24 protein-coding genes are annotated in these 23,090 nt (G+C 64.6%); 14 read left to right on the forward strand and 10 right to left on the reverse strand.

The annotated features are described in order from the left end of the window. The 7 genes from IFT72_RS14885 to IFT72_RS14915 all read left to right on the forward strand — a co-directional run. On the forward strand, positions 1-289 hold a 289-nt coding region (locus tag IFT72_RS14885; protein WP_371741317.1), incomplete at its 5' end, for an SCO6880 family protein. A 27-nt stretch (positions 290-316) separates the two neighbouring features. After that, on the forward strand, positions 317-1,984 hold the full coding sequence (locus tag IFT72_RS14890) for an ATP/GTP-binding protein (protein ID WP_192046909.1): 1,668 nt from the start codon (positions 317-319) through the stop codon (positions 1,982-1,984). Continuing rightward, a complete protein-coding gene (locus tag IFT72_RS14895; protein WP_192046910.1) occupies positions 1,981-3,813 on the forward strand; it encodes a TraM recognition domain-containing protein in 1,833 nt (610 codons plus the stop codon). Before IFT72_RS14890 ends, IFT72_RS14895 begins: the two co-directional genes overlap by 4 nt. Continuing rightward, positions 3,810-4,229: a DUF4913 domain-containing protein gene (locus IFT72_RS14900; RefSeq protein WP_192046911.1), complete on the forward strand. Its 420-nt coding sequence runs from the start codon at positions 3,810-3,812 to the stop codon at positions 4,227-4,229. The genes IFT72_RS14895 and IFT72_RS14900 overlap by 4 nt, the downstream gene beginning before the upstream one ends. 148 nt (positions 4,230-4,377) lie before the next feature. Continuing rightward, positions 4,378-4,656 (forward strand): helix-turn-helix transcriptional regulator, encoded by a 279-nt coding sequence (locus IFT72_RS16765; RefSeq protein ID WP_192046912.1) that lies wholly within the window; start codon positions 4,378-4,380, stop codon positions 4,654-4,656. After that, positions 4,653-5,732, forward strand: a complete 1,080-nt coding sequence (locus IFT72_RS14910) for a protein kinase (protein ID WP_192046913.1) — start codon at positions 4,653-4,655, stop codon at positions 5,730-5,732. Before IFT72_RS16765 ends, IFT72_RS14910 begins: the two co-directional genes overlap by 4 nt. Continuing rightward, positions 5,732-7,504 (forward strand): hypothetical protein, encoded by a 1,773-nt coding sequence (locus IFT72_RS14915; protein ID WP_192046914.1) that lies wholly within the window; start codon positions 5,732-5,734, stop codon positions 7,502-7,504. The genes IFT72_RS14910 and IFT72_RS14915 overlap by 1 nt, the downstream gene beginning before the upstream one ends. 183 nt (positions 7,505-7,687) lie before the next feature. Here the strand turns inward: IFT72_RS14915 and IFT72_RS14920 are convergent, their stop codons facing one another. Further along, entirely contained in the window at positions 7,688-8,638 is a 951-nt protein-coding gene (locus IFT72_RS14920; protein WP_192046915.1) for an abortive infection family protein, read from the reverse strand. 295 nt (positions 8,639-8,933) lie between these two features. On the opposite strand from IFT72_RS14920, the gene IFT72_RS14925 reads away from it, so the two are divergent. Both IFT72_RS14925 and IFT72_RS14930 read left to right on the forward strand, forming a co-directional pair. Next, positions 8,934-9,365 carry a hypothetical protein gene (locus tag IFT72_RS14925; RefSeq protein ID WP_192046916.1) on the forward strand — a complete coding sequence of 144 codons (432 nt, stop codon included), beginning with the start codon at positions 8,934-8,936 and terminating at the stop codon, positions 9,363-9,365. A 157-nt stretch (positions 9,366-9,522) separates the two neighbouring features. Further along, positions 9,523-10,422, forward strand: coding sequence for a hypothetical protein (locus IFT72_RS14930; protein ID WP_192046917.1), 900 nt, complete (start codon positions 9,523-9,525; stop codon positions 10,420-10,422). 413 nt (positions 10,423-10,835) lie between these two features. Here the strand turns inward: IFT72_RS14930 and IFT72_RS14935 are convergent, their stop codons facing one another. From IFT72_RS14935 to mobC, 5 genes are read right to left on the reverse strand one after another with little or no spacing between them, the layout of a single operon-like run. After that, positions 10,836-11,228 carry a hypothetical protein gene (locus tag IFT72_RS14935; protein ID WP_192046918.1) on the reverse strand — a complete coding sequence of 131 codons (393 nt, stop codon included), beginning with the start codon at positions 11,226-11,228 and terminating at the stop codon, positions 10,836-10,838. Further along, positions 11,228-11,482, reverse strand: coding sequence for a hypothetical protein (locus IFT72_RS14940; RefSeq protein ID WP_192046919.1), 255 nt, complete (start codon positions 11,480-11,482; stop codon positions 11,228-11,230). Before IFT72_RS14940 ends, IFT72_RS14935 begins: the two co-directional genes overlap by 1 nt. After that, the gene (locus IFT72_RS14945; RefSeq protein ID WP_206758289.1) at positions 11,479-12,867 is read right to left on the reverse strand and encodes a hypothetical protein; all 1,389 of its coding nucleotides are present in this window, start codon (positions 12,865-12,867) and stop codon (positions 11,479-11,481) included. The genes IFT72_RS14940 and IFT72_RS14945 overlap by 4 nt, the downstream gene beginning before the upstream one ends. 34 nt (positions 12,868-12,901) lie before the next feature. Beyond that, complete coding sequence (locus IFT72_RS14950; RefSeq protein WP_192046921.1) at positions 12,902-14,569, reverse strand: relaxase/mobilization nuclease domain-containing protein; 1,668 nt, start codon at positions 14,567-14,569, stop codon at positions 12,902-12,904. Next, a complete protein-coding gene (gene mobC, locus IFT72_RS14955; protein ID WP_197981578.1) occupies positions 14,566-14,961 on the reverse strand; it encodes a plasmid mobilization relaxosome protein MobC in 396 nt (131 codons plus the stop codon). The genes IFT72_RS14950 and mobC overlap by 4 nt, the downstream gene beginning before the upstream one ends. Here mobC and IFT72_RS16770 point away from each other — a divergent pair. The 4 genes from IFT72_RS16770 (at position 14,960) to IFT72_RS14970 (ending at position 16,607) form a co-directional block, all read left to right on the forward strand. Then, positions 14,960-15,061 carry a hypothetical protein gene (locus IFT72_RS16770; protein ID WP_371741318.1) on the forward strand — a complete coding sequence of 34 codons (102 nt, stop codon included), beginning with the start codon at positions 14,960-14,962 and terminating at the stop codon, positions 15,059-15,061. The genes mobC and IFT72_RS16770 overlap by 2 nt on opposite strands. Before the next feature lie 831 nt (positions 15,062-15,892). Next, positions 15,893-16,117 (forward strand): glutaredoxin family protein, encoded by a 225-nt coding sequence (locus IFT72_RS14960; protein ID WP_192046971.1) that lies wholly within the window; start codon positions 15,893-15,895, stop codon positions 16,115-16,117. Further along, a complete protein-coding gene (locus IFT72_RS14965) occupies positions 16,114-16,344 on the forward strand; it encodes an AlpA family transcriptional regulator (protein ID WP_192046922.1) in 231 nt (76 codons plus the stop codon). The genes IFT72_RS14960 and IFT72_RS14965 overlap by 4 nt, the downstream gene beginning before the upstream one ends. Then, positions 16,344-16,607 carry a hypothetical protein gene (locus IFT72_RS14970; protein ID WP_192046923.1) on the forward strand — a complete coding sequence of 88 codons (264 nt, stop codon included), beginning with the start codon at positions 16,344-16,346 and terminating at the stop codon, positions 16,605-16,607. Before IFT72_RS14965 ends, IFT72_RS14970 begins: the two co-directional genes overlap by 1 nt. Positions 16,608-16,635: 28 nt before the next feature. On the opposite strand, the gene IFT72_RS14975 is transcribed toward IFT72_RS14970, so the two are convergent. The 4 genes from IFT72_RS14975 to IFT72_RS16775 all read right to left on the reverse strand — a co-directional run bounded on the left by IFT72_RS14975 (position 16,636) and on the right by IFT72_RS16775 (position 21,823). Continuing rightward, entirely contained in the window at positions 16,636-17,214 is a 579-nt protein-coding gene (locus tag IFT72_RS14975) for a recombinase family protein (RefSeq protein ID WP_192046924.1), read from the reverse strand. Between the two features lie 2 nt (positions 17,215-17,216). Continuing rightward, positions 17,217-17,957, reverse strand: coding sequence for a Fic family protein (locus IFT72_RS14980; protein ID WP_192046925.1), 741 nt, complete (start codon positions 17,955-17,957; stop codon positions 17,217-17,219). Between the two features lie 83 nt (positions 17,958-18,040). Further along, positions 18,041-18,286, reverse strand: a complete 246-nt coding sequence (locus tag IFT72_RS14985; RefSeq protein ID WP_192046926.1) for a hypothetical protein — start codon at positions 18,284-18,286, stop codon at positions 18,041-18,043. A gap of 501 nt (positions 18,287-18,787) precedes the next feature. Then, positions 18,788-21,823 carry an RHS repeat-associated core domain-containing protein gene (locus IFT72_RS16775; protein WP_192046927.1) on the reverse strand — a complete coding sequence of 1,012 codons (3,036 nt, stop codon included), beginning with the start codon at positions 21,821-21,823 and terminating at the stop codon, positions 18,788-18,790. A gap of 641 nt (positions 21,824-22,464) precedes the next feature. Here IFT72_RS16775 and IFT72_RS14995 point away from each other — a divergent pair. Next, on the forward strand, positions 22,465-23,049 hold the full coding sequence (locus IFT72_RS14995; RefSeq protein ID WP_192046928.1) for a GntR family transcriptional regulator: 585 nt from the start codon (positions 22,465-22,467) through the stop codon (positions 23,047-23,049). Positions 23,050-23,090: the final 41 nt, after the last annotated feature.

The raw sequence follows: 23,090 nt of genomic DNA on the forward strand, positions 1-23,090 counted from the left end.
GCCGACCGGCCGCTCGCGGAAGGACGCCCTGGCGGCGTTCGCGAACGAGTCGGAAGAGTCCGGCGGCGCGGGACTTGTGAACTTCGGCATGGTCGTCACGGCGACCGTCGAGGACCCGGCCACGATCGAAGACGCGCGTGCCGCGATCGACAGCCTCTCCGCTCAGGCCCGCATCCGGCTGCGGCCGGTGTACGGGTCGCAGGACTCCGCCTTCGCGGCTGGTCTGCCTCTCGGCGTGGTGCTCCCTCGGCACCTGGCCATCCCGCATGACATCCGCGACCAGCTCTGATGAGCGACCAGACGGAAGGGACTACCGATGCCCGCGCTTGACCAGGGGACCCGTCGGGTCACCAAGAAGCGAGCGAAGACGCTCACCCCCTCTCAGGTGGAGGCGAAGTCCGAGTCGAAGGAGAAGCTGACGAAGAAGGAGCGCCAGGCGCTCCGTGCTGCCGGTCAGTCGTTCAAGCGCCCCACACCCCGTGGCTGGATCGGTCGCGGGCGCGGTGAGACCGTCATCGTTCAGCCCGCCCCGGAGTGGCGCGGTACGACGGTGCAGGTGTGCGGCCTCTGGCCGTATGCCGTCGGCTCAGGCAGCCCAATCAGCGGTGTCCCGCTGGGGCTGCACCTCGACACTGGGGCCACGGTCTGCGCGGACCCGATCTCGTGGTTCCAGGCCGGCATCATCTCCAACCCCTCGATCTTCGCCCTGGGCCTGCCGGGCCTGGGGAAATCGACGCTCATCCGACGGATGGGCGTCGGCGGCGACGGCATGGGCTACCTGCCGCTCGTCCTCGGGGACCTCAAGCCGGACTACGTCGACATGGTTCGCGCTCTCGGCGGGCAGGTCATCACCCTCGGCCGAGGCCGCGGGCACCTCAACATCCTCGACCCGGGCGGCGCGATCGACGCCGCCGAGCAGCTGCGCGTCGCCGGCTTCGAGGAGCAGCGTCAGCAGCTCATCGCCGACGCCCACGGGCGCCGAAACACGATGGTGTCCTCGCTCCTGACGATCCTGCGGAAGCAGCCGCCGAACGACGTCGAGGAGTCGATGATCGACGCGGCCCTGCGGGTGCTCGATGACGAGTTCGAGGGCATCCCCGTCCTGGCGGATCTGCTCAAGGTCATCCAGGACGCCCACCCCGCCGTCCGTGACGTCGCGGTCGACCGCGGCGATATGCGCGCGTACCAGGAGATCACCCGAGGCCTCGAGGCGTCGCTGATCAGCCTGACCCGCGGCGGGCGGCTGGGCGAGATTTTCTCCCAGCAGACCGACGTCGCGATGCGCCACGACAAGCCGGTGGTCTACGACGTGTCGAGCATCGACGAATCCGATACCGACCTGCAGGCGGCCGTCCTCCTGGCGTGCTGGTCGCAGGGCTTCGGCACGGTGAACGTCGCCACGGCCCTGGCAGACGCGAAGCTGCAGCCGCGCCGGCACTACCTGATCGTCATGGACGAGCTGTGGCGGGCGCTGCGCGTCGGCAAGGGCATCGTCGACCGCATCGACTCGCTCACCCGCCTGAACCGTCAGCGAGGCGTGGGCCTGGCAATGATCACGCACACCATGTCGGACCTCCTGGCCCTACCCGACGAGCAGGACCGCATGAAGGCCCGCGGGTTCGTCGAGCGCGCCGGGATGATCGTCGCCGGCGGGCTGCCCCGTGCCGAGATGGCGATGCTCACTCAAGCGGTGGCGTTGTCCCGCTCGGAGCAGAACCTCGTCATGTCCTGGCAGAACCCGCCCGGATGGTCCCCGGAGCAGGAGCCGCCCGGGCGCGGGAAGTTCCTCATCAAGGTCGGCGGGCACCCGGGCATCCCGGTGCACGTCGAGCTCACCGAGGAGGAGCGCTACATCAACGACACCAACAAGGCCTGGCACGCCACCGAAGTCTTCCCGGAGCCTGACGAGATGATCGGCCTGGCACCGGAGCTGGCGGTCGTCGTCGGCGACGAGGGCGACGAACTCGAGGAGGGTGCAGCGTGAGCACTCAGCAGACAAACCGCCGTGCCGAGCCGGGCCGGTCCAACCCGAACACCGTGCTCTACACGTACATGTTCTGCATCGTCGCCGGCGCGGTCGCGTCGGCATGGGCGGGCCTCCTGGCGGCATCGAAGATCGACGGCACGAACGCCGACCTACCCCGCGACCCGTTCAAGATCGCCACAGGCATCAAGAACGGCACGGTCGAGTGGACGACGCTGGCGACGGTTCTCTCGATCGTCGTCGCGGTAGTGCTGCTCATCCTCGTAGTGGCGGCCGCGAAAATCTTCCGCCCGTCGAGCAAGAACAAGACCCGCGTCGACACGTCCGCCCGGTACATGGGCTCGACGAAGGATCTTCTCGACCTGCAGGAGAAGCGCTCGCTCGAGAAGGCCGCACGCCTCGGCGTGCCCGGCCGACCCGGCGTGCCCCTCGGCAAGGACATGCGCTCGGGGAAGATGCTCTACGCCTCGTGGGAGGACGTCACGATCGGCATCGCCGGGCCCCGCGTGGGTAAGACGACCTCGCTGGTCGTCCCAGCGATCCTCGCCGCCCCCGGCGCCCTCCTGACGACGTCGAACAAGCCCGACACCGTCGAGACGACTCGCAAGATGCGCGACCAGGTCGGCACGACGTGGGTATTCGACCCGCAACAGCTCGTCGACGAGGAGCCCACCTGGTGGTGGAACCCGCTCTCCTACGTCACCGACGACACCACGGCCGCCCGACTCGCCGGGCACTTCGCGGCCGGCTCTCGCGAGGCCGGCGACAAGGGTGATGCGTTCTTCGATCCCGCCGGTAAGGACCTCCTCGCCGGCATGCTCCTGGCCGCGTCCCTCGACCAGCGCCCCATCACCGACGTCTTCGGGTGGCTCACCGACCCCGACAACCGCGAAATGGTCTCGATCCTCCGCAAGGGCGGCTTCGAGCTCATCGCCGACGACGTCGAGAGCGCGTCCCGCACCTCACCCAAGCAGCGCGACGGTGTCTACGGCACGGCCCGCAAGATGGCCGCATGCTTGAAGAACAGCAGCATCGGCCGATGGGTGACGCCCCTCGGACAGAACATGGCCGGCGACACGCGCCCGCAGTTCAACCCCGACGAGTTCGTGCGCAGCACCGACACCCTGTACTCGCTCTCCAAGGAGGGCGAGGGCACCGCAGCCCCCCTGGTGACCGCGCTGACCGTCGCAGTCGTCGAGGCCGGCGAACGCCTGGCCAAGACCCAACCCGGCGGTCGCCTGACGACGCCTCTGCTCTGCATCCTCGACGAGGCCGCGAACGTGTGCCGGTGGAAGGACCTACCGGACCTGTACTCGCACTACGGCTCCCGCGGCATCCCCATCATGTCGATCTTCCAGTCCTGGTCGCAGGGCGTCGACGTGTTCACCCTCGCCGGCATGCGAAAGCTCTTCAGCGCCGCCAACGAGGTCGTATACCTCGGGGGAGTGAAGGAAACCGAGTGGCTCCGTGAGCTCTCCGAGCTGATCGGGGACTACGACCACGAGGCCGTCTCGTACTCGATGAACAAGGGAGTCCGGTCGACGAACGTGAACAACAGTCGGCGCCGCATTCTCGACATCTCCGAGCTCGCGGAGTTGCCTCGGGGACGGGCGATTCTCTTGGCATCGGGTCTTCGGACGTCGATGGTCAAGACGGCGCCCTGGTACGAGAGCCCCGACGCCGACAAGATCCACGCGTCGATAGCCGCGCACGAAGCCACGGCCCAGGTGGCGGGCCCGACGACGACCGTGGCCTCTACGCCCGCGGAGGGCAACCCATGGTTGAACAGCTCGACGGTAAGGCCGCTCGAGGCGGAGGACGGCCGATGAGCGACGTTGCTGAGTGGGACGACGCAGACGACGACGTCGACGAGGACGGCGCCCTCGAGCAACCGGAGACGTTCTACGGCTCAGCCGACGAGTTCGTGCGGGAGTTCCTGATCGTCACCTACCGCCGCGAGGTCAGCCCCAAGGGCGAGTTCCGGTGGGACCCGCAGTGGTGGATGCACCCAGAGGCCGTCGCCCGGCTCGACGCCCTCTGGCGCACCTGGGAACACTTCCGAGGCGACGGTGCGACCGGGATGAGCGTCTGGTGGCGCGACCACGCCGACCACCACATGGGCGTCCTCCTGAGCCCCGTTGGACCGTTCGGCAAGTCTTCGGGAACAACGGATCCTGGTGACCCGCTTCCCTACCTCGCCCCACCGACGGGACTCTTCGTCGACGTAAGGGGTCTCGACAGCTAAGCCTTCACCTGACGCAGGCCTGAACACAAAGCCCTCTTTGGAGCCAGGGGATGTCAGTAGCTCATCACTCTGTTCGAAGGACTACGCACACGCCTTTTGGGGGCGAGTGATCGTTGCCACGCGTGGCAACAATGGATAGTCTCGCGGAATGGCTACTCAGACGGTTGGTGCGCTTCTGCGTGGTCTCCGTGAGTCAAAGGGGGAGAGTCTGCGACACACAGCATCAAACGTGGGGGTGGCAGCTTCGCAGTTGTCGCGGATGGAGCGAGGGCAACGATCGGTAGGTGGAGCAGCTGAACGCCTCGCCGATTATTACTCGGTCCCTGTCGAGAGCTTCCTGCCACCAGCCCTACCCTCTGACATCGTTGAGATTTTGCAGCAGAATCCGCAGGAGATGGAGCGCCTACGCGCGGAGTACTCCAAGTGAGCACGAGCGCGCCAACCACTTGGATTGACGAACTCTTCGTCGGTGAAACCATCGGGGACTTCTTCATCGATTCCTTCCTCGGCCACGGGCAGTTCGGTCTTGTATTTGAAGCCACGTACCCCGTGGATGGGACCCAGGCAGCCGTCAAGGTGCTCCATCCCGAGCGGCTGCAATCTGCGCACATTACGGACTTTGAGAACGAAGGCTCGATTCTCGAAAAGCTCGTCAACTGCGACGGGGTCGTAAAGCTCCTGGGCCGCGGCAGCTACGTCATTCCACCGGCCAAAAGCGGTTCCCCATTCACCTTGACTTTGCCTTTTCAAGCCCTAGCGCTTGCGGACGGCCCCTTGTCGGATCTGTGTTCCTCGCCTGCGGCGCGAGCGAAAGTCTCGCTGGCCAAGCGGCTTCAACTTTGGAGATCAGCCGTTCTGAGCTTGATGCGGATGCACGCGGCAGGAGTCGCGCATCGAGACGTCAAGGCGGAGAACTGCCTCGTCTTTACCGAAGCCGGCGGCAAGTCGGTCGTGCGCTTCGGTGATTTTGGTCGCGGCAAAGATCTTGCGCTGCTGAGATCTCGGCCCGAAGATGCGTACCTGATTGGCCGAGGTGATCCATTTCACGCCCCGCCCGAGGCTGTCTTCCTGCAGGGAGGCGCAACAACTGACGATTTCCTGGCCGCCGATTACTACGGCTTGGGCTCCCTCCTGGTGGAACTACTCACGGGACAATCCATGACGCAGATCAGCATCGGGGACATCCGAGGGGCTCGGACGCAGGCGGCGTATGACTTGGAGCACGGGCAAGTTCGTGATCTAGCTGTCTTGACGAATAAGCAGGAGCTCGTTGTTGAGAGCGTCGTCAGCATCTTGCCCAAGTCCGTTCAAGACGACGCTCGAGTGCTTTTGGCGACTCTCTGCCATCCGGTCGCATCGAAACGCTTGGTTCGGGGTCCCTACGGCAAAGACCAGAAAGATCGAGAATCGCTGACTTGGGTCTTGAGAAGGATTGACATCATGACGAAGAGAATCCAAATCGATGAGCGCATGGCTCGGCGCGCGCTTGAGAGGAATAGCTAATGCCCGCTCTGGGTGTTCTGACCGCCGACGACAAAGCTGCGACGTTCGACTCCATCGAATCACAGCCCACCCGTCCCGCAGCTCGTCGAACTTCTGCCGAATCGGTCTCCCATGCGGCCGACACGCCGGGTTCCAAGACGCTCAGCGATGCCATTCGCGCAATCGTCCGGGAGGAGTTTGAGGTTGAGCTTGAAAGGGCCACCCGGGTGGCGACGCAGGAGCGCAGTACAACCTCACTGATCCAGCTTGCCCAGGCGCAGGAAGCGTGTGAGGCTGTTGAGCCGGCGGTGGCAACTGCGATCGAGGTGCTCAATCTCGCCACGAAGGTGAGCGATCGGAGGCTCGAAGATCCGTTCGCCATTCGTCTTGCACTTGAAATCTTGGCTCGGAATGACGAGTTTGACGTCATCGAGGACTTCGCTTCTAGGCTTCCTATCGACGACACCACACGGCTCGTGCTTGGTTCCGCTTTCGCAGAGCTCGGGCGTTTCGCGGTCGCTCATCGACTGCTGAACCCGGTTGATGATGAATCCAAAGCCGCGGCGCTGGCCTACCTGCTACTAGCCGAGGGTGACGATCGGGGTGCGATTCCACTGCTTCGTCGAGCACTGCGAGCAGTCCCGAACGATGCGGAAAGCGCCCACAACCTGTCGATCGCGTTCGCGCGATCTGGAGCACATCGCAAGGCTCTGTCCATGGCGCTGCGGGCTACACGTGCCAGCGCCGCTCGGCAAGACATCTTCATGCATTATCTACAGCTGCTACTCGAGAGTGGTGAGCCAGCAGAGGTTCTGCGGGAAGCAGATCGGCTCCTGAACTCCGGGGTGCAGGAGACCCCGAAGCTCATGGTGATGCAAGCTCGAGCGGCACTGCTTATCGGGCAAACCGAGCGTGGCGAGTCCCTTCTCGCGGCCGCTGCAAAGCGAATTGACCCAGAGAAGAACCCAGGCGACTTTGCAGAGGTACAGAGCAACTTGCTGCGCATCAGAGTCGTCACTGGGCATGCCCGGCGCACAACTGCAATCGAGCAACTCGTCGCTCTAGCCGAGCGCTATCCCGAGCACCACATCGTGGTTTCAAATCTGGCGCAAGCGTCAGACCGGAGGAGTCACGTCCCCGCGCTTATCGACGCGTTTGAAAGGTGCACGGCGACGATGCCTCCTGCCCGCCAAGCGTACGTGGCGTTTCAAATTGCTCATCTTCAAGGCCAGAACGATGTAGCCGCGGACGAGGCCGCACGATGGGCTTCGGCCGAGCCCTCAAACCCTCGGGCGGTGTCCTCCGCCCTGGTTGCCCTCGGCATCGGAGCAGAGAGATGGAGCGAGGCGCTTCCAATTGCGGAGACGGTGATTGAGTCCCACGAAACTGATCCGATTCTCGTCAACAACGCTGCTTACGTGTACGCCATGGCCGGACGGGGACAGGAGGCGATTCGTATCCTGACGCCGTACTCACAAGCCGATAGCACTATGAAGGCAACCCTCGGGCTCGCGCACCTCGCGGCGGGCAACATTCCTGACGGCTTCCGCCTGTACCGAGAAGCGGCCAAATCGGCAGCAGCGAAGGACCATGACTTCCTTAGCCTCATCACGCTCTACCAAGCGCTCGTTGTGCGGCAACTGGGTCTGGACAATCAGACAGATGCCGTGCAGCTCAGCGCCATATCCCTAGCGCCTGTTGGGCTGCCGGAAAAGTGGAATCAGCGGCCAGAGTTTCTCCGACTCAAATGGGTGGCGGACCGGCACGGATATCCCTGGCCCCTCACCCTGTGAGTTACGGCTTGGGGCCCAGGCGCCCATCGCCCTGGGCCCTGGCCCTGGGCCCTTACGCCTCGGCTAAGGCCTTCAATCTGAGCCCGCGGATCTCGGGACAAGTCGGCGCGGATGAGACCACGCCGTAGCCGATAATATTGATTATGTCAGCGGGTCGGGGTCGGCTCATTTGCGTCCAGATGGTTAGGACTTGGAGGCCGGCGCTTTCTCGAGTCCTCCAGACTCAATCCGTACCTGCCACGTATCCAGGACAAACTCCGCGACGGTGACGGTGGCGTTCAGAGCCAGGCGGGCGTGACGAGCGAGGGCTGCACTACGAGACGTCTGACCGTGGCCGATCCCTAGCTCGTTGCGCAGCTCGGCGAGGGAAGAAACCGTCGTCACTAGCGTTCGGAGAATCTGCTGAGATGTCTGACTTGCTCGAGCCGATGTAGGAACAGACTCTGCATTCAAGGCCAGCAAGTCAGCGACCTTTCGATACAGACGAGGCAGATCTTCGCTCGTCCCGTAGGCCCTCTCGCTGCCGTCCAAAATAATCTTGAAAAGGCTTTCAAGCAGGTTCTTGCAGGAAGATATTGCAGCCGCAGGATCCTCAGCCAGTGTCGTCCGAATCCGTTTCAAGTGCTCCCCCAGGACTGCAGAGTCTGTAAGGGGTCTTTCTGTGAGTCGTAGTTCCGGGGCCGAGCCATGGAACGCGTCGAGTCGTCGCCACCCGTAAATGGCATGTCCACTGATCCAGTCCGAGGCATACAACTGATATCCGTCCCTCGCTAGTGCTTCGTTGAATCCACTCAGGAGTGTCCCCACTTCTGACTCATCGGATCGAACGAGAGGGTGCAACATCTCGGCAAGGAAGGCAAGGACGGCGGCGTCATCGCCGTGCGCGAGGTTGAATCGGCTGTCCGAAAAGACCCAATCGTCTTCCCAGTCGTAGTTGTTGACGCGGTGCTGCCAAATATCTCCGTACGCATCGTCGTAGCGCTTGTCCATGCTCGGCAAACTGCTCAGATCGTAGATTCTTCCCAGAAAATCTGGCTCCTGAAGACGGCCAGACCAACCTGTTCCCGCCAGCGAGATGGAATCGAATAGCTTCCGGCGCGTGATGGCAGTTATGCGATTTCGAGACCCCGACATACAGCGATGTTATTCATGCTCGACACCATCTCGTGAGTCCATCTGAAGTCCAATTTCAGGCCTGGAAGCGCAAGGCCGATGGTCGCACTGAGAGCTCCTGATTCGGTGCTCTGAGAGGATCCTCCGGCGGCATTTAGGAAACTGCGTTCAGAACGTCGGATTAAATTCGGCGCATTGGAGGGTCTAGCCGTCCCTGCAGAGTTACGATTCGATTTCGACGAGGTCGCGATTGATGGACGCACTGACAATGTCGGTCTTCTGAGTTACGATTCAGGGAGAGAACAGAGGAGCCACTATGCCATTCGAATTGTTCGACAAGCGCAACGCGCCACTGGCCAAGGCGCCGAGCATCACGATCCAGAAGCGCGGAATTTTCTCCATCAGCAAGGCAGCTCACAAGCTGATTGGAGAAGCTGCCACTGTCGAGCTTCTCTTTGACAAGGAATCCCAGGTGATTGCTCTTCGACCATCTGATCCTTCGCCGCACGCCTACGCGATTCGAGCACAATCCGAACGCGTGGGGGCACAGGTCGTGCTCTCTGCTACGGCTTTCACGCAGTACTACGACATCGACACGACCGTGACTCGTCGCTGGGAGCCGTACATGGACGCGGGCATGCTTTGCATCGACCTGAAGGGCCCGAGTGCGATCGTGAGGGGCAATCGGGCCGCGAAAGAGCCCCTTGAACCGTCGATCGGCGAAATTACGCCTGACGATGTCGACTAATTAAAGACTTCGGCCCCGATCCAATTGGAGTGGATCGGGGCCGAACCTGGACCCTTGAGTCGCAGGTGGTGACAGCAGTCACACCATCAGCGTAGCGAAGTCAGAGGAGCGATGTGCTCCGCTTCTTCGAGGGTCCTTCTACCAGGAAGGAGCCTTCATGGCTTCCATCGCTACACACTTCGGTATTGCTGGACCCGTCCCGTTCCTCGACATCGAGGTACACCAGGACAACCGGCGGTTCCTTGACCCTCACGCCATTCGGCTCATGGCCGGTCCGCAGCCGTTCGCTCAGGACGCCATCTCTGCCCTCGACTCCTTCTTCACCCGCGTCAGCTTTGACGCGATGTCGAGCTCTTCTGGCGACCGTCGCCGTGGCCTCGATCTTCTGCAGCACTTCGAGGAGCCGTGGGAGACTCGGCTGGGGATGGCCGGCGACGGCTTCCGTGGCCACGGCGGTGCAGCCGACGTGGGTCGATGGATGTGGGACGCCTTGACGACGGACCTCGTGGCCCTGCTGCGGGTTGGTGTTCTCAAGCACCTCGAAGAGCTGCCGCTTTTCGTGAAGGGAATCGACCGGGACATCACCTCTGACGTCACGACGCGCATCGTGTTCGGCGCTTTGGCTGACTTCACGGCAAGCATGCTCGATGAGTACCCGCAATTCACTTCCGGCGGCCACACATCCATGACTCTCGTCCGTCAGGTCTGGGACACCGAGTTGCAGCAGTGGGCTCGTCGAGAGGTCGTGCTGCCTGAGGTCGATGGCAAGCCGCTGATGCTCATCCCTGCAGGATGGGCACGGTCGACCCTGCTGATGTCCGCCCGTAGGTTCTACGACACGAAGGTGCTTTCCTTCGCTCAGGATGAGCAAGCGGTCGTTACCCACGACGGCTCGGTACTCACTACCCGCAAGGACGACCTGCGAAAGCAGGAGCCGCTGATTCGCGGCCGGGTCACCAACAGAGTTGTCACCCTCAGGGCTGAAGCAGCCGGCGTTGACCTGCTCGAGGTGTTCCGGCGTTTCGTCGATGCCAAGGCCATGAAGAACGCGGCTTAGAAGAGGAGACGCCAGCAGCTGCTTAGAGGGCAGAAGCAAGCAGGGGCGGTCCGGGTTGTTCACCGAGACCGCCCCCTCTCGTCCCGTTAGCGCCGGACCATTCACCAGAGCGGGCCATTACAGCGAGAGCCGCCCCGTGGGGCGGCTCTCGTCGTGACTGTGGTGCGGCCTTCAGCCCCTGCGGTTCCTCCCGAGGAAACGACCTGAGGTAGAGCTGCGGGAGATTGCTGCGGACGATGTTCCTTGTCCGACTGTCTCAGTAGTTGTCGTGCGTGGGTGACGCGCGGCTGAAGTGCTCGCGATGAACCTTCCCGAGATGGCGGAACGGTACTTTGTGCCGGATCGGCCGAGGTTCTTCAGAGCGGTCTCACGCAGCTGCGCTGCGAGCTCGGCCGAGTGATCCGATGGGTCGCTCATGGGTTCCTCCTCCACCAACGCTGTCGGCTCGCACGGTCCGTGACAAGGTCCGCAACTACGAGCGCGATCTCATTATCTTCTTCGCGAGCCTCTTTTCGCTGAACGAGTTTGTTCAAGACGGCGACTCCGACGTCGGATTCATCGCCGTCGCGGCTGAGGGCCTTCTCGATACCCCACTGGAATTGCTGCCACCACTGCTCCCTGCGCACCTGGGCCAGGTTTCGCGAGGCGTTGATCAGGCCGACGCCTGCAGCAAGGAGTGCGCCGAGGCCGGCGACGATTGCAGCGATGAGCGTGGCGGTCGCCTGGGCACTTGATGCCACGGGCGTCGACGGACCAACGGTAGCCAGGGTGGCAGCTGCTGGGAGGGTCACGGAGACAAGGATCATCACAGCCGCCTGATCTGCCAGCCCTCCGTGGGCTTGTCTCCATCGGCCCAGATGCGCACTGGCTTGGTTCGTTTCAGCCTCAGTTCCTCAGGGTCGCCGTACTCGAGGTAGTCCTCGTTCGCGGTCACGACGAGCACGGGCTCGTTCAAGTGCAGTTCACCGTTGCGGTAGAGCCACATCGGAGAGTTCCGCTGCACGGCGCCCCAGTTGGCGACTGCGTCTTCGTCTGACAGGGACCTCTTCGGTGGCTTCATCGACCGCGCTCCCCACGCTCGCGCTGAACACCCATCGAGTGCGTGGCCGCCTTGCGGGCCTTGGCGGCTCCGCGGCTGAAGGCGACGGCCGAGCGGGGGTGCTTGGCGTTGGACATGTCAGCACCGTACTGGGCCTGCACGGCGTCCGGGGCGACGTTCTGCGCCGCCATCTCGGACGCGTGGCTGTCGCGGCGGTCGTTGCTGTTCCAGGCGCTGAGGCCCGCGTCGCGGTCCTCGGTGCCGGCAGCGCGCTGCTCGGTGGCCTTCTCGAGCTTCTGACCGACCCGCGTGCTGCGGTCGATCTTCGCCTCCGAAATACGAAGGTGTTCGACGTCTGGAGCTTCACCCTCTGCTCGGTCCTCGAGGCGATCGATGCTCCCCTGGGTGGCGCGCTCGTGGCGGTCGAGGGCGTCGCGGACGGTGCTGGCCTCGGCCTCGGTGAGGGTCACTGGGACGATCGCGTCGCGGTCGTTGGCCTCGGTGTACTCCTCGACGTAGCCGGCGCCGATTTCACCGTTCGGACCGACCCCGACGGGGCGGCCAGTCTTTGAGCTGATCGCGAGTGGCTCGGCGGCCGGGACGTGCTCAGTCATGGCCTGGTCGACCTTGTCGCCAGCACGACCGGCGATGCCGCTCTGCTCCTGCGCGGCAGTGATGAGGTCCTGGGTCTCTTCGTCCTCGTACTCGGGCCCGTAGTGCAGCGGGTCGGCCGCCCGGTCGTGGCGGTCTTGCGCCTGCTTGAGGGCTTCGCGGAGGGTGCCTGCCTCGGCCGCGGTGAGGTTCACCGTGGCGTAGGGCTCCTGGTCGTCGAGCTTCGGGGCTTCGTCGCCGACGCTCCGCTCCGCCGCCGCCTCGCCGCGTGCGGTCTCGGCGTTGCGGTCGTGCTGATCGGCGGCGCCTAGCAGCTGGTCTGCCTCACGGCGCTCCTGCTCGGTCGAGCCCTCGGCGTGGACCCCGTCGGCCTCGGCCGCGCGGTCGTTGATCACCTGGGCGACACGGCGGGGATCGGCGCCGATGTTGTCGACGTCGATGCCGTAACGCTCTCGGAACACAGTTCCCATGTGCGCGTGCGCCTGGGCGAGCGTGGGGTCGTGGTCCTTCCATGCCGCGGTCGTCTCGTAGAGGTGCGCGACGTACTCGGGACGGGCGCGGTCCCACCATGCCGGTTCCCGTGTCGGCTGCACGAGAGCGCGCGCCATCGTGCGCTCCTGGTCGAACTGCGCGGTGGTCTCGCGTGCGCGCTGCGCGCTGACCGCTTCGGCTCGTCGAGCCTGCTCCTCGCGCATCCGGGCCATGTTCTCGCCCATGCGGCCGGCGGCCGCGATCAAAGTTCGCATCACGCCGTCGAGCTCGAGCTCGACTTCGTTGCTGTTCACGTTCCCCACATCAGTCATCGTGTTCCCCTATCTTTCACGGTTTCTATCGGTCTCGGTCGTCGCGCTCGGGGTGGACGGTTGGTGTCACCGGCTTGGCCGGTTCAATCCGGTTCGGCAGCGGGTTCGAGGGGCGTCCGGCGGCTGCGCCGTTCTGCGCCTCGATGACTCGACGGGCAGTGTCCGCGGCCGGGTCGAGCGTGGCCGTCGACGTTGCTGCACGCTCGGGAGCCTGCTTTGGTGCCTTCGGGATCTCGGGCAGTCGTGCACGCACGCTGTCGAGCTTCGCGCCGACCGCGTCGGCGATCTGTGTCGCCTGGCGGGCGTCCTGGATTGCCGTGTGCGACTCGTAGAGGGCGCGCGTTGTGGCGACGAGCTGGCGGAACAGGATGGCCTCGGCCATCGTTCCCTTCCCGCCGTTGGTCGCCATGAGCAGCAGCATCGCGGCGCCCGAGGCGGAGGCCATACCGGCGGGCTTGGGCTTCACCTGGTGCTTGCGGAGCTGAGCGCTGCGAGCAAGCACACGCGACGCATCCGCGAGCGGTCCAGGGATCTCCTCGACACGCTCGGACCACGCAGCAAATGCCGCACTGGTCTCCTTGGCGACGATGGCCCATGTGGCGCGGTCCTCGCGAGGAACGTCGCTCAGCTGCTTGCGGAGGCGACCGACGTCGGCGGTGTAGTCCTGCCACATCTCCGGTGTCGGCTCCCGCATCTCGATACCGGGGCTGACAGGCTTGTACCGGATGGGGTTGCGCCACGTGGCCCGCCACTCTGCGGCGCCTTCGGACGTTGCCTCGGGGCTGTCGATCCATCCCTCGCGGAGGCGCTGAAGCGTGAGGTCACGAGCAAGCCGGCCCCCGCCGTGCCACACGATCGGCTCGCCCTTCTCGGGGCGGATCGCGACGGAGTACCCGGCTACAACGTCGTCACGGCCGGCGGCGAAGCGGGGCTTGGCGACGATGCCCATCTGGTGCAGACGGCGAACGAACTCCCCCTCGGTCTGTGCAGCCCCCGCGGCTGCACGGACACCCCGCTCGAGGCGGTGCGCCTTCACCTCCGACGCGCCGGAGCGCTCGGCGATCTGACGCTCTGCAGGCTTCTCGCCCCGCTCGGCCGAAGCGGACAGCCGTGACGTCGTGAGCTGCAGTCCGTACTTCACCTCGAGCTCGCGGGCAGCATCCTGCGACCGCTGACGGTCGCGGTGCACGTTGACCTTCGTCCCGTCCTCGCGGACGAGAGACACCGCGATGTGGACGTGGTCGTTGCCGTTCTTCGACAGCCCGTGACGGACGGCAACCCACCGTGCCGGAGACCGCCCGGAGGTCGTCTCGGTGAACTCCATCGCGTCAACAAAGTCGGTGGCGATGGCGTTCCACTTCTCGTCGGACAGCTGTCCTTCTTCGGCCGCGAGCGAGAGGGAGCAGTGCCACACGTGGGCGTCGATGCGCTCCTTGTGCACGTCACCGGTCTCGGGGTCGGTGATGGTCTTGAGCTGCGTGACCTCGGTCCCGTAGACGCGGTGCGGCTCGTCGAGGTCGCGGGCGATCGCGAGGGCGGTTGTCTTGTCGAGGACGTCGTCGCCGTACATCGTCATGATGGCCGGGTCGCCTGCGACGAGGTGCTGGTCCTCGTGCTCGTTGGTGCGTCCCTCGCCGGCAAGGTAGACCATCAGGCCGCCCATGCGGCCACCGCGGGTGATGTTCGGCATCATGAGCCAGACAGCTCCTCGATGGCGGCGCTGATCCGCGGGACAAGCGCGCGGTACTCCTCGACGACCGCCTGCGCGTCGGCGGGGAACTGCTTCTCCTCGTTCGCGAACCGAGCGATCTGGTTGACGTTGTTCGCAACGTTGGCCAGGAGCCGGCGCACAGCGAACAGTTCAGCGATCGCAGCCTTGCGATCGGTGTCTGTCTCGATGTGCGCACTCATCGCGGTCTCGACCATGAGGCGCGGGACGGTCACGCTCCGAGCGACAGCGCGGGCGGTGAGCTGCACGTCCTCTTCACCCGTCACCTTCACGGTGTAGCGCTTCTGACGGGGACCGCCTTCCGCGTTCGCGCGGCGCTGACGGCCGAACAATTGACCTTCGTTCGGTACCGACATGACCAACCCCCAGCCCAGCGCAGCGACCCCGGATCTCCGGGGCTTCATACGACAAGTATGCCGCCGAGGACGCGCCGCGTCCAGAGGCCAAGCGGTTTAGGGCACCTAAACCTATAGCTTGCTCCGCAGGGAACTGCCCCAACGGAGCCACCGGGGACGTGGGCATGCGTCGGAACGGTGCAGGACGAGAGGCGAGTCTCGAGACGCCGTGCCCCAGTACGCTGGTTCACATGAGCGATGCGACTGTGAACCCGGATCAGGCTGCGGAGGCGGCACGCCGTCTCCTCGAAGCGAACGTGAACGAGCGCGTCAACGCTGTGCGCGACCTGGCGCAAGCGGCGAACGAAGCGGACGCGAGCGAGCGAGCTGCAGCCGAAGCCCGTGAGCGTCACACACGCGCGTGGGACGCCGCTCTCAAGGCCGGCTGGTCCGATAAGGACCTCCGCCAAACAGGTGCACGTGCACCCAGTCCCACGGCACCCAAGCGCCGTCAGCGACGAACGATGACGACTCCCGAGGGGTAACCGAACAGGGATGAGTCGCCGACTTTAATCACAGAGGAAGGCCCCGTCGAGTGCAACTCCGCGGGGCCTTCCTGCGTCTGCCCGGGAGCACACGGGCCCACAGCCAGTGCACCGCTGCGCGGGAGCCGCAAGCGGCAGAAAGGAGCCGGCGTAGCCGGCCGAAGATCGTTCTTTTGCCGTGAAGCCTTCGGCAGCGTACGGACGCTCCGGCTCCGTGCAAGCGGCAAGCCGCCGGCGCGGGGAACAAGTTCGAGACGCGGTCGCTGCGCTCCCTTATTTCGCCCCGAACTTCTTCCCCACCCCGCCACAGAGGGTTGCACTCCACCTCCACGTCCTAGCGGCGACAAGTCGCCTTCACGGCAAAAGAACGAGAGGGAGTGGACCTGATGGGAAAGCACACAGTACTTATGTACGGGAAGCCGGGTTGTGGTCCGTGCGTGGCCGTCAAGGCGGCGCTTGAGCGTGCCGGCATCGACTACGTCTACGTGGACGTGACGACATCCCCGGAAGGGTTGCAGCACGTGCGCGAGCTGGGCTACCAGCACACGCCGGTGATCGAAACCAGCGACAATCACTGGACAGACTTCCGTCCCGACAAGCTTGCCGTTCTCGCCAAGAGGCTGGACCCGTGAGCACGTCCACGAAGCCGACGCTGATGCTCGAGGCACCGCGTCCTCAAAAGGTGTTCGCGGGACTCCTGACGCCAGCACAGGCCGCACGGTCGATCGGTGTCAGCGTGCCCGAGCTCGACTCGATGCGTGTCGCCGGCAACGGGCCGGCAGCGTTCGCGCTGACGAGTCGAGTCGTGCGGTACTCACTTGCCGAGGTCGCGGCGTGGAAGTCATCCCAGGTGTCGTGATGAATCTCGCCCACACGGCGGCGACAGCCCCGGAGCCGATCGCGTACTCGCTGAACCGCGACCCGATCTTCACCGTCCAGGTGTGGGAGCTGAGCGAGCGCGAACGCGTCATCTACGAACTCGGCTTCCACACCGGCTTCGCGGCGCGTCAGCTCGAAGTCGACCAGCTGAACCACGAGGCCGACCGGCTCTACGTCGCCGCATTCGATCACCGCAACTGCTCGTGCTGGCGGGGTCGCCGGCACAACGTCACCTGGCGGTAGACGCCCTGGCCCCCGCGGCCGAAGCACACTAGCTCGACTGAGCCACCGGAGCTGCGGGCGCCTTGTCCAAGGCGCGACGGATCGAGGATGCCCCGACCTGCAGGGTCGCAGCGATCGTGTCCCACGTCGCTCCGTCCGCACGCATCTGACGCGCCACCGCGATTCGCTCTGGCGTCATCACAGTCGGCCGCCCACCGCGGCGCCCCCGTGCGGCCGCAGCGGCGAGGCCGGCGCGGGTGCGGTCGGAGATGATGCGGCCATTCATCTGCGCGAAGGCGGCACAGATGTGGAAGAACAGCTCCCCGCCGGCGGTCGTGGTGTCGAACGGCTCTGTAAGGGACCGGAACTCCACTCCCCTGTCGGCGAGCTCGCCCACGATCGTGACGACATCAGTCATCGACCGGCCGAGACGGTCCGTGGAATACACCAGCAAGACGTCGCCATTCCGGAGGTACTGCAGGCATTCCTTGAGACCTGGACGAGCCGCGTTCTTTCCGGTGAGCTTGTCGCTGAAGATCCGCTCGGCTCCAGCTGTGCGCAGAGAGTCGATCTGGGAGTGCAGGTTCTGGTCCTGCGTGGACACGCGTGTGTAGCCAATGACAGCCATGCCTACCTCTCGTACCCGTTCTGCTGACCCGGCCCCATGGCGCCTCGCCCCGGGCGGTAGTCGGAGAGCTGAGCAGCACCGGTGCCGGCACCACTCCCCCGCCGTGGCGGGTTTGAGTAGTGGGTCTTGTAGAGGTCCGCGAGCTTCTGCAGCTCGGGACTCAGGCTCGGCTCGGCCGGGCGCCGGTCGACCGTGATCGCCTTGAACACGTGGACGAGCTCTTCAGGATGCACCGCGAGATACCCGCGGTCGGGACCGGAGAAGTGCGAGCGCTGGTTCCAGACCTCTGCGGAGACAGCGGAGTAGTCCAACTCGAACGGCGACTGCTCGGCGACGTGCTCGAGGAACATCTTCCCCGTGCGCCCGTTGCCCTCACGGAAGGGATGAGCCTGGTTGATGTTCGCGTAGACGATCGCCATGTTCACCGCGAAAGCGTCCCGAGAAACCTCAGCCCACTTCACAGCCTGGATGGTCTTGTGCGCCTCGGAGAAGTAATGCGGGATCTGCTTCGGGTCAGCGAATGAGTGGTCGGCCTTGGTCATCCCGAACGGCCGGACCTTGCCGGCCCAGTTCGGGTAGAGGTGCTCGAAGAGCTCCTTGTTTATCTGCTTCGCGTGCTCGAGGTCGAAGGTCCGCTCGATCGGGACGCGTCCGGCGGCGATTTCTTCGCGGACGAAGCCGGCGAGCTTGTACTCGAGCCGCTGCAGCTGCCCGGCATCGCGAATGTTCTCGGTGTTGCGCATGACCCGCCGGGATGGCGGCTGGGTCGCCGGATAGAGGGTGCTTTCAAAGTCGGGGAATGACTCGTCGAAGGACTCGCCTGCCACTAGCCGGCGGCGCGGACGTGCTGGCGAGAGTCCTCGACCTCGGCGAACGCGGCACGCATGTACTCGGCCTTTGAGATCCGGCCGGTGGCGTAGCCAACCATCAGCTCGACGTCGGGCCGGTTCGGCTCCCACCCCTCGTGGGCGTCGCTTCCGAAGTTGCTGACCACGCGACGACGGACGACCTCGTCGACGCCGTCGAAGAGGTCGGGGTAGAGCTCGGACACGTTCACACCAGCTGCAGTCATGAGACCCCCAAGTTCGTCTACTGAGTCTACCAAAACGCGTCAAAAAGGCCTAGTGGCCGGTTTCGGTGGTTTTGATTTCGGTCATGAGTTTCGAGCAGGTCGGCGCGCCCCGAAACGCGGCAACGGCGTGCACGTCCCGGATCTGCTCAGAAACGATCGTTTTTGACGACCCAGTGGACTTAACCCAACTGGGCCTCCTGGGCGCGCCACGCGAATTTTTCCACGTGGCAAGATCCCCGCAGTCACAGAAGGCCTAGTAGGTTGGCTCGCCCAGAACAAAGCAGCACACCCCCGCTGTCGCACTACGGGAGCCTGTACCTGCCGGGAGCAGCTTCGGGGAAAACGAAATGGCACCCCTGTGGCAGGGGTGCCATTTCCGTTGAGGCGCCGTGTCCGTCTAAACGATCAGCGTTGACGCCTTTTGACGATGACGTATCCAGCGATGAGTCCGGCGACAGCCGCGACGGCGATCACGAGCAAGATTTCCATGGGTGCAGCTCCTTAGTTGAATGCTTGTTCGGCGACTGAGGTAGCGAACCCACCGACGAGGCCTGCGACGGCGCCTCCGAGGGCGCCGGGGGCGCAGCCGACCCCGCCGGCGGCTAGCCCTCCAATGCAGCCTGTGGCAGCTCCTACTCCAGCACCGATGAGACCACTGCGGGACGCTTTCCCGAAGTCGACGGCGGCGCCGGTGAAGTCAGCAAAGTTGACGGGGTCCCCCGCCGCGTACCCGTAGCGGTTCGCGTTGCTCGGGTCGAGCGGCGCGTCGAGGGTGTCCTGCTGGGTCCACGTCCCGGAGGTGGCGTCATACCAACGGAGCCCGAACTTCACGAGCCCGCTGGCGCGGTCCTGAATGCCGGACTTGAACGAGTAGGGGTTCTGACCGGCGCCGTTTCCCGTGCCGCCAGCGGCAAGAGTGCGGGTGCCGTAGGGGTCGTAGGTGTAGGAGAACGCGTTGGTGGAGAAGTCGGTCAGTAGGCCGACGGGGTTGCCGATGCCGTCCCAGATGTAGAGCGTCGCAATGTCGGACGACGTGGTCAGCATGAGGGCCTGACCGGTGATGGGGTCGGAGTACACGTGGGAGCTTGAGGTGTTGCCCGTGTACGTCGCGATCGTGGGGTTGCCGTTCTGATCGGCCTTGCCGTACGTGGTCTTGTAGCTAACCCCGCTCGACACACTCTGCGAAAGAACGGCCTTCTGCTCGATACCGGCGTAGGTGTAGGTGCTGGTGACACTGCCCTTGACGGCCTTCGTCATCTGCTGAGCAGCGTTGTAGGTGAACGCCGTCGTCGGGTTTGCCGTCATGTTGCCGGCACCGTCGTAGCTGTACCCGGCCGTCGTGATCTGGTTGGCGGCGTTGTAGGTGAGAGTCTGCGACGACGGGGCGGCTCCCGTGGTCACGGCGGTCAGACGGTTGCCCCGAGCGTCGTACGTGTACGTGGACGTGTTCGCACCGGTGCCCCCGGCTTGAGCGACTTTGGTGACACGACCGGCGGAGTCGTAGGTGTAGCTGGTGGTCTGCCCGGTGATGTTGTCCTTCGACCACTGCAGCTTGGCCCGGTCACCCGTGACGGCGGTGCCGCAGGTGGGGGCGGGGCTGCTGGCGTTGTAGCAGTAGGTCGTGTCGAACACGGCCGTGTTGCTGGCGTCGCCCGAGCCGGTCCAGGCCTTCAGCGTCGCGACCCGTCCCGAGGCGTCGTAGGTGGTCGCTTCCTTGCCGGCCCACACGGTGTGGGCGGCGTTGGACTGCAGCCAGGTGCCTGTGCGACGTCCGTTGGCGTCGGTCTCGTACTGGATCTGAGCGGTCTTGTCGCCCTTGGGGTAGGTCGTCGACGTCAGGACGTTCGAGGCGTCAAAGGCGTTCGTGTAGGTGCCGAAGGAGTCGGTCTGGGTGAGCTGATTGCCTGCCTTGTCGTACGTGTAGCTCACGGTCACGCCATCGGCGCTGTTCTTCGTGGTGAGCTGGCGGCCGAGCTGGTCATAGGTGTTGTCGATCGTGCCCGAGGCGCTTCGGCTGGCCGTGAGGCGGCCAGCCTTGTCGTAGATGTTGTTGACCCGAAGGGCGTCGTCGGTATTGCGGATCTCGACGACCCGGTCGAGCTTGTCGTAGCCGTTGTAAGAGGTGTTGCCCCGGCCGTCGGTCTGCGAGGCGAGACGTCCGTAGGTGTCGTAGGTGAACGCCTTCGCGCCCAGGCTGCTGCCGGTGACGGGGGTCATGCCCGTCAGCTGCTTGTTCGCGTTGTAGGTGTAGGTCGTCTTGTTGGCGCCGTTGCCGGGTGCGGTGGCGGTCGCGACGGTGCCGTCGGTGTTGTAGGTCAGCGTCGCCGTGGCGCCAGAGGCGTCGGCGTTGCTAAGAGCGTTGCCGGCCCCGTTGAAGGTCTTGACGCTCTTGTTGCCCGCATCATCCGTCGAGGAGGCGGGGAGGTACGCGGTGGCCGGGGTCGACCCGTAGGTTGTGCTCGAGGACGCACCACCGGGGCTGGTGGCCTTGGTCAGGCTGTTCCCGCCGTTGGCCCCGTAGGTGCCGGTCGTGGTACCGGAAGTTGCAGCGCCCGCCTGGCCCGTGGTGGAGCTTTCGACGTCGGCGTTGCCGGTGAAGGTGGAGGAGCGCTCTCGGCCGGCGGCGTCGACGGCCTTGGTGACGAGCTTCTGTGTGGGGTTGATCGTGTAGGTCGTCCGCGGCACGGCCGACACCGCTGCAGCGGTGTCGGTGTTCGCACCCGCCACGAGAGTCTGAGTCGTCGACGCGTACGCCAGACGGGTTGTCGACGTTCCCGGGGACCCTGCCGTGGTGTTTTCCTGGTCGATCTTCGTGACCTTGTGACTGGTGCCGTCGTACGTGAAGGTCGTCTTGGCGCCGGTCACCGATGTGATGCTGGTGAGGTCCGTGCCCTTGTACGTCAGGGAGGTCGTGTTCCCGGCAGCGTCGACGATCGAGACTAGGTTCGACGCGGAGTCCTTCTGGTACTTCACCGTCCTGGTGTTGTACGAGTCGCCGGTCTGGGACACGGTGAAGACCAGGGTGCTCGGGTTGTACGCCAGAGCTGCAGTGCGGGCCGGGGTCGGTCCCGCGGTGGAGATGACCGACGCGGGCTGCCCGTTTGCACTGTACGTGATTTGCGTGGCGTTGCCGTTGCGGTCGGCGACCGATGTTGCCTTGCCGTCGACGTCGAAGGACACAACCTGACGGGACTCCCGGTCGGTCAAGGTGTAGGAACCGGTCGTGGTCTTGGCAAGATCCTGCTTGAACCCGGCGGGTGACGTGAACGCGGTGGCCGAACCGGAGACGGGAGTGAACGTCCACGTCACTCCATCTGCACCGGTGTAGACGACGTTGGCTCCGACGAGGGAGAGGCTGCCTGCTGAGGCAAAGCCCCACGTCCAGTTAGTCGCCGACGAAGACGTCGTAGCGCCGGTCTGCGATCCCAGTGAGTTGTAGGCCACTCCGATCGGGATGGTGGAGTTGACCCCGGGGAGGCTTAGTCCGACCGTGTTTACCAGCAGGTTGCCCGTGGCGACGTCAACGGACGCTTGCACCTGGTCGCTGATGGGGAACTGCAGAGAAGTTGCCGAGGGGCGCGCACCAGTGAGGCCAGTTGTCCCTGGTCCGGTAGGCAGGGCGGCATGGGCTGTTTGGGCGACACCCCCCACCAGCGCAAGGGACGTGAGTCCGACGAGAGCGACACGCACTCCGAATGAGGATCGAGACGAACGGACGGGCAAGACAGCAGATGGCACTGCGGGTCTCCTTTGATCAGCGCAGCAAAGAGGCGCAACGCCACGGGTTCGTGAACGGCGCCGGGAAGGGCAGTCCTGCAGAAGGCATCGTGTAATCGATGGCAGTGGTACCCCGAGGCGAAACGTATGGCCTTGAGACGATGCGCATCAAGGTCACCTATCCACACAGAGCAATCGGTTCACTTTTTCACCCACCCAAGCCACCCCGAGACCATCCGCTCAGAGAGCGAATAGCACGGCGATGATCGAGTAGCCATAGCGACCGGAACTCCCAACACTCAGAGCCTGCCCACACCGAACCCGGCGTGAGGGCACAAGCTCCCTCTCGCGGCGACGAGAACCGAACTTTCAAGGCGTAAGCCAGAAAGGTCACTTAGATTCCGAATCGCGAATGGTTCGCAGACTGGTATACCAGACGCTGAATGTGGCAGACTGTGGCTATGCCGATTCCTACCGCGCCCCCCGAGACGGGTCCTCGTCGCCTCCTCCGCGACATTGTCTTCGAGAAGATGCTCGCTGCGATCGTCGATGGCACTCTCGAGCCCGGTGAGCGCCTGAACGACGAAGAGCTCGTGAAGTGGTTGGGCGTGTCTCGCACTCCCGTCCGGGAAGCGATCGCGCAGTTGCACACCTACGGCCTGGTGGAGATTGAGGCGAACCGGTACACCCGGGTTTCAGCCCGGGACGATGTGGTCTACGCAGAAGCGGCGCAGTTCCTTGCCGGTCTGCACACCCTGGCTCGAGAGTGGGGCACCCACAACCTCGACGCGACAACCCAGAAAACCCTAGCCAAGTCGCTGAAGACGGTCACCAAGCAGCTCAAAGCCCATGACCTCGAGGGACCGGGCGCACTGCTTGATATCCAGGGCGAGCTCGCCAGGGCATCCGGGAATGCGCTGTTCGTCGGGACGGAGGAGCCCTTGCGCATTCGCGTGAACTTTCTCCGGCCACGAGATACTGACGCGTACGACTGGGACGCACTAGTTGCTGTAGCCGACGAGCTGGCAACGGGCATTGACGGCTAACCTGCCCATCAAGGGCTTAGGCCTTGACCACAGGGATGTGG

The organism is Frigoribacterium sp. CFBP 8754 (assembly GCF_014841815.1).
GTDB classification, from domain to species: domain Bacteria; phylum Actinomycetota; class Actinomycetes; order Actinomycetales; family Microbacteriaceae; genus Frigoribacterium; species Frigoribacterium endophyticum.

Bases quoted from the DNA above. Each gene is read 5' to 3' on its own strand.
- IFT72_RS14935 (WP_192046918.1), bottom strand. From the start codon at position 11,228: ATGATCCTTGTCTCCGTGACCCTCCCAGCAGCTGCCACCCTGGCTACC.
- IFT72_RS14950 (WP_192046921.1), bottom strand. From the start codon at position 14,569: ATGATGCCGAACATCACCCGCGGTGGCCGCATGGGCGGCCTGATGGTC.
- IFT72_RS14985 (WP_192046926.1), bottom strand. From the start codon at position 18,286: ATGACTGCAGCTGGTGTGAACGTGTCCGAGCTCTACCCCGACCTCTTC.
- IFT72_RS14970 (WP_192046923.1), top strand. From the start codon at position 16,344: ATGAATCTCGCCCACACGGCGGCGACAGCCCCGGAGCCGATCGCGTAC.
- mobC (WP_197981578.1), bottom strand. From the start codon at position 14,961: ATGTCGGTACCGAACGAAGGTCAATTGTTCGGCCGTCAGCGCCGCGCG.
- IFT72_RS14975 (WP_192046924.1), bottom strand. From the start codon at position 17,214: ATGGCTGTCATTGGCTACACACGCGTGTCCACGCAGGACCAGAACCTG.
- IFT72_RS14900 (WP_192046911.1), top strand. From the start codon at position 3,810: ATGAGCGACGTTGCTGAGTGGGACGACGCAGACGACGACGTCGACGAG.
- IFT72_RS16770 (WP_371741318.1), top strand. From the start codon at position 14,960: ATGACCAACCCCCAGCCCAGCGCAGCGACCCCGGATCTCCGGGGCTTC.
- IFT72_RS14915 (WP_192046914.1), top strand. From the start codon at position 5,732: ATGCCCGCTCTGGGTGTTCTGACCGCCGACGACAAAGCTGCGACGTTC.
- IFT72_RS16765 (WP_192046912.1), top strand. From the start codon at position 4,378: ATGGCTACTCAGACGGTTGGTGCGCTTCTGCGTGGTCTCCGTGAGTCA.
- IFT72_RS14960 (WP_192046971.1), top strand. From the start codon at position 15,893: ATGTACGGGAAGCCGGGTTGTGGTCCGTGCGTGGCCGTCAAGGCGGCG.
- IFT72_RS14940 (WP_192046919.1), bottom strand. From the start codon at position 11,482: ATGAAGCCACCGAAGAGGTCCCTGTCAGACGAAGACGCAGTCGCCAAC.
- IFT72_RS14980 (WP_192046925.1), bottom strand. From the start codon at position 17,957: ATGCGCAACACCGAGAACATTCGCGATGCCGGGCAGCTGCAGCGGCTC.
- IFT72_RS14930 (WP_192046917.1), top strand. From the start codon at position 9,523: ATGGCTTCCATCGCTACACACTTCGGTATTGCTGGACCCGTCCCGTTC.
- IFT72_RS14920 (WP_192046915.1), bottom strand. From the start codon at position 8,638: ATGTCGGGGTCTCGAAATCGCATAACTGCCATCACGCGCCGGAAGCTA.
- IFT72_RS14995 (WP_192046928.1), top strand. From the start codon at position 22,465: ATGCCGATTCCTACCGCGCCCCCCGAGACGGGTCCTCGTCGCCTCCTC.
- IFT72_RS14925 (WP_192046916.1), top strand. From the start codon at position 8,934: ATGCCATTCGAATTGTTCGACAAGCGCAACGCGCCACTGGCCAAGGCG.
- IFT72_RS14890 (WP_192046909.1), top strand. From the start codon at position 317: ATGCCCGCGCTTGACCAGGGGACCCGTCGGGTCACCAAGAAGCGAGCG.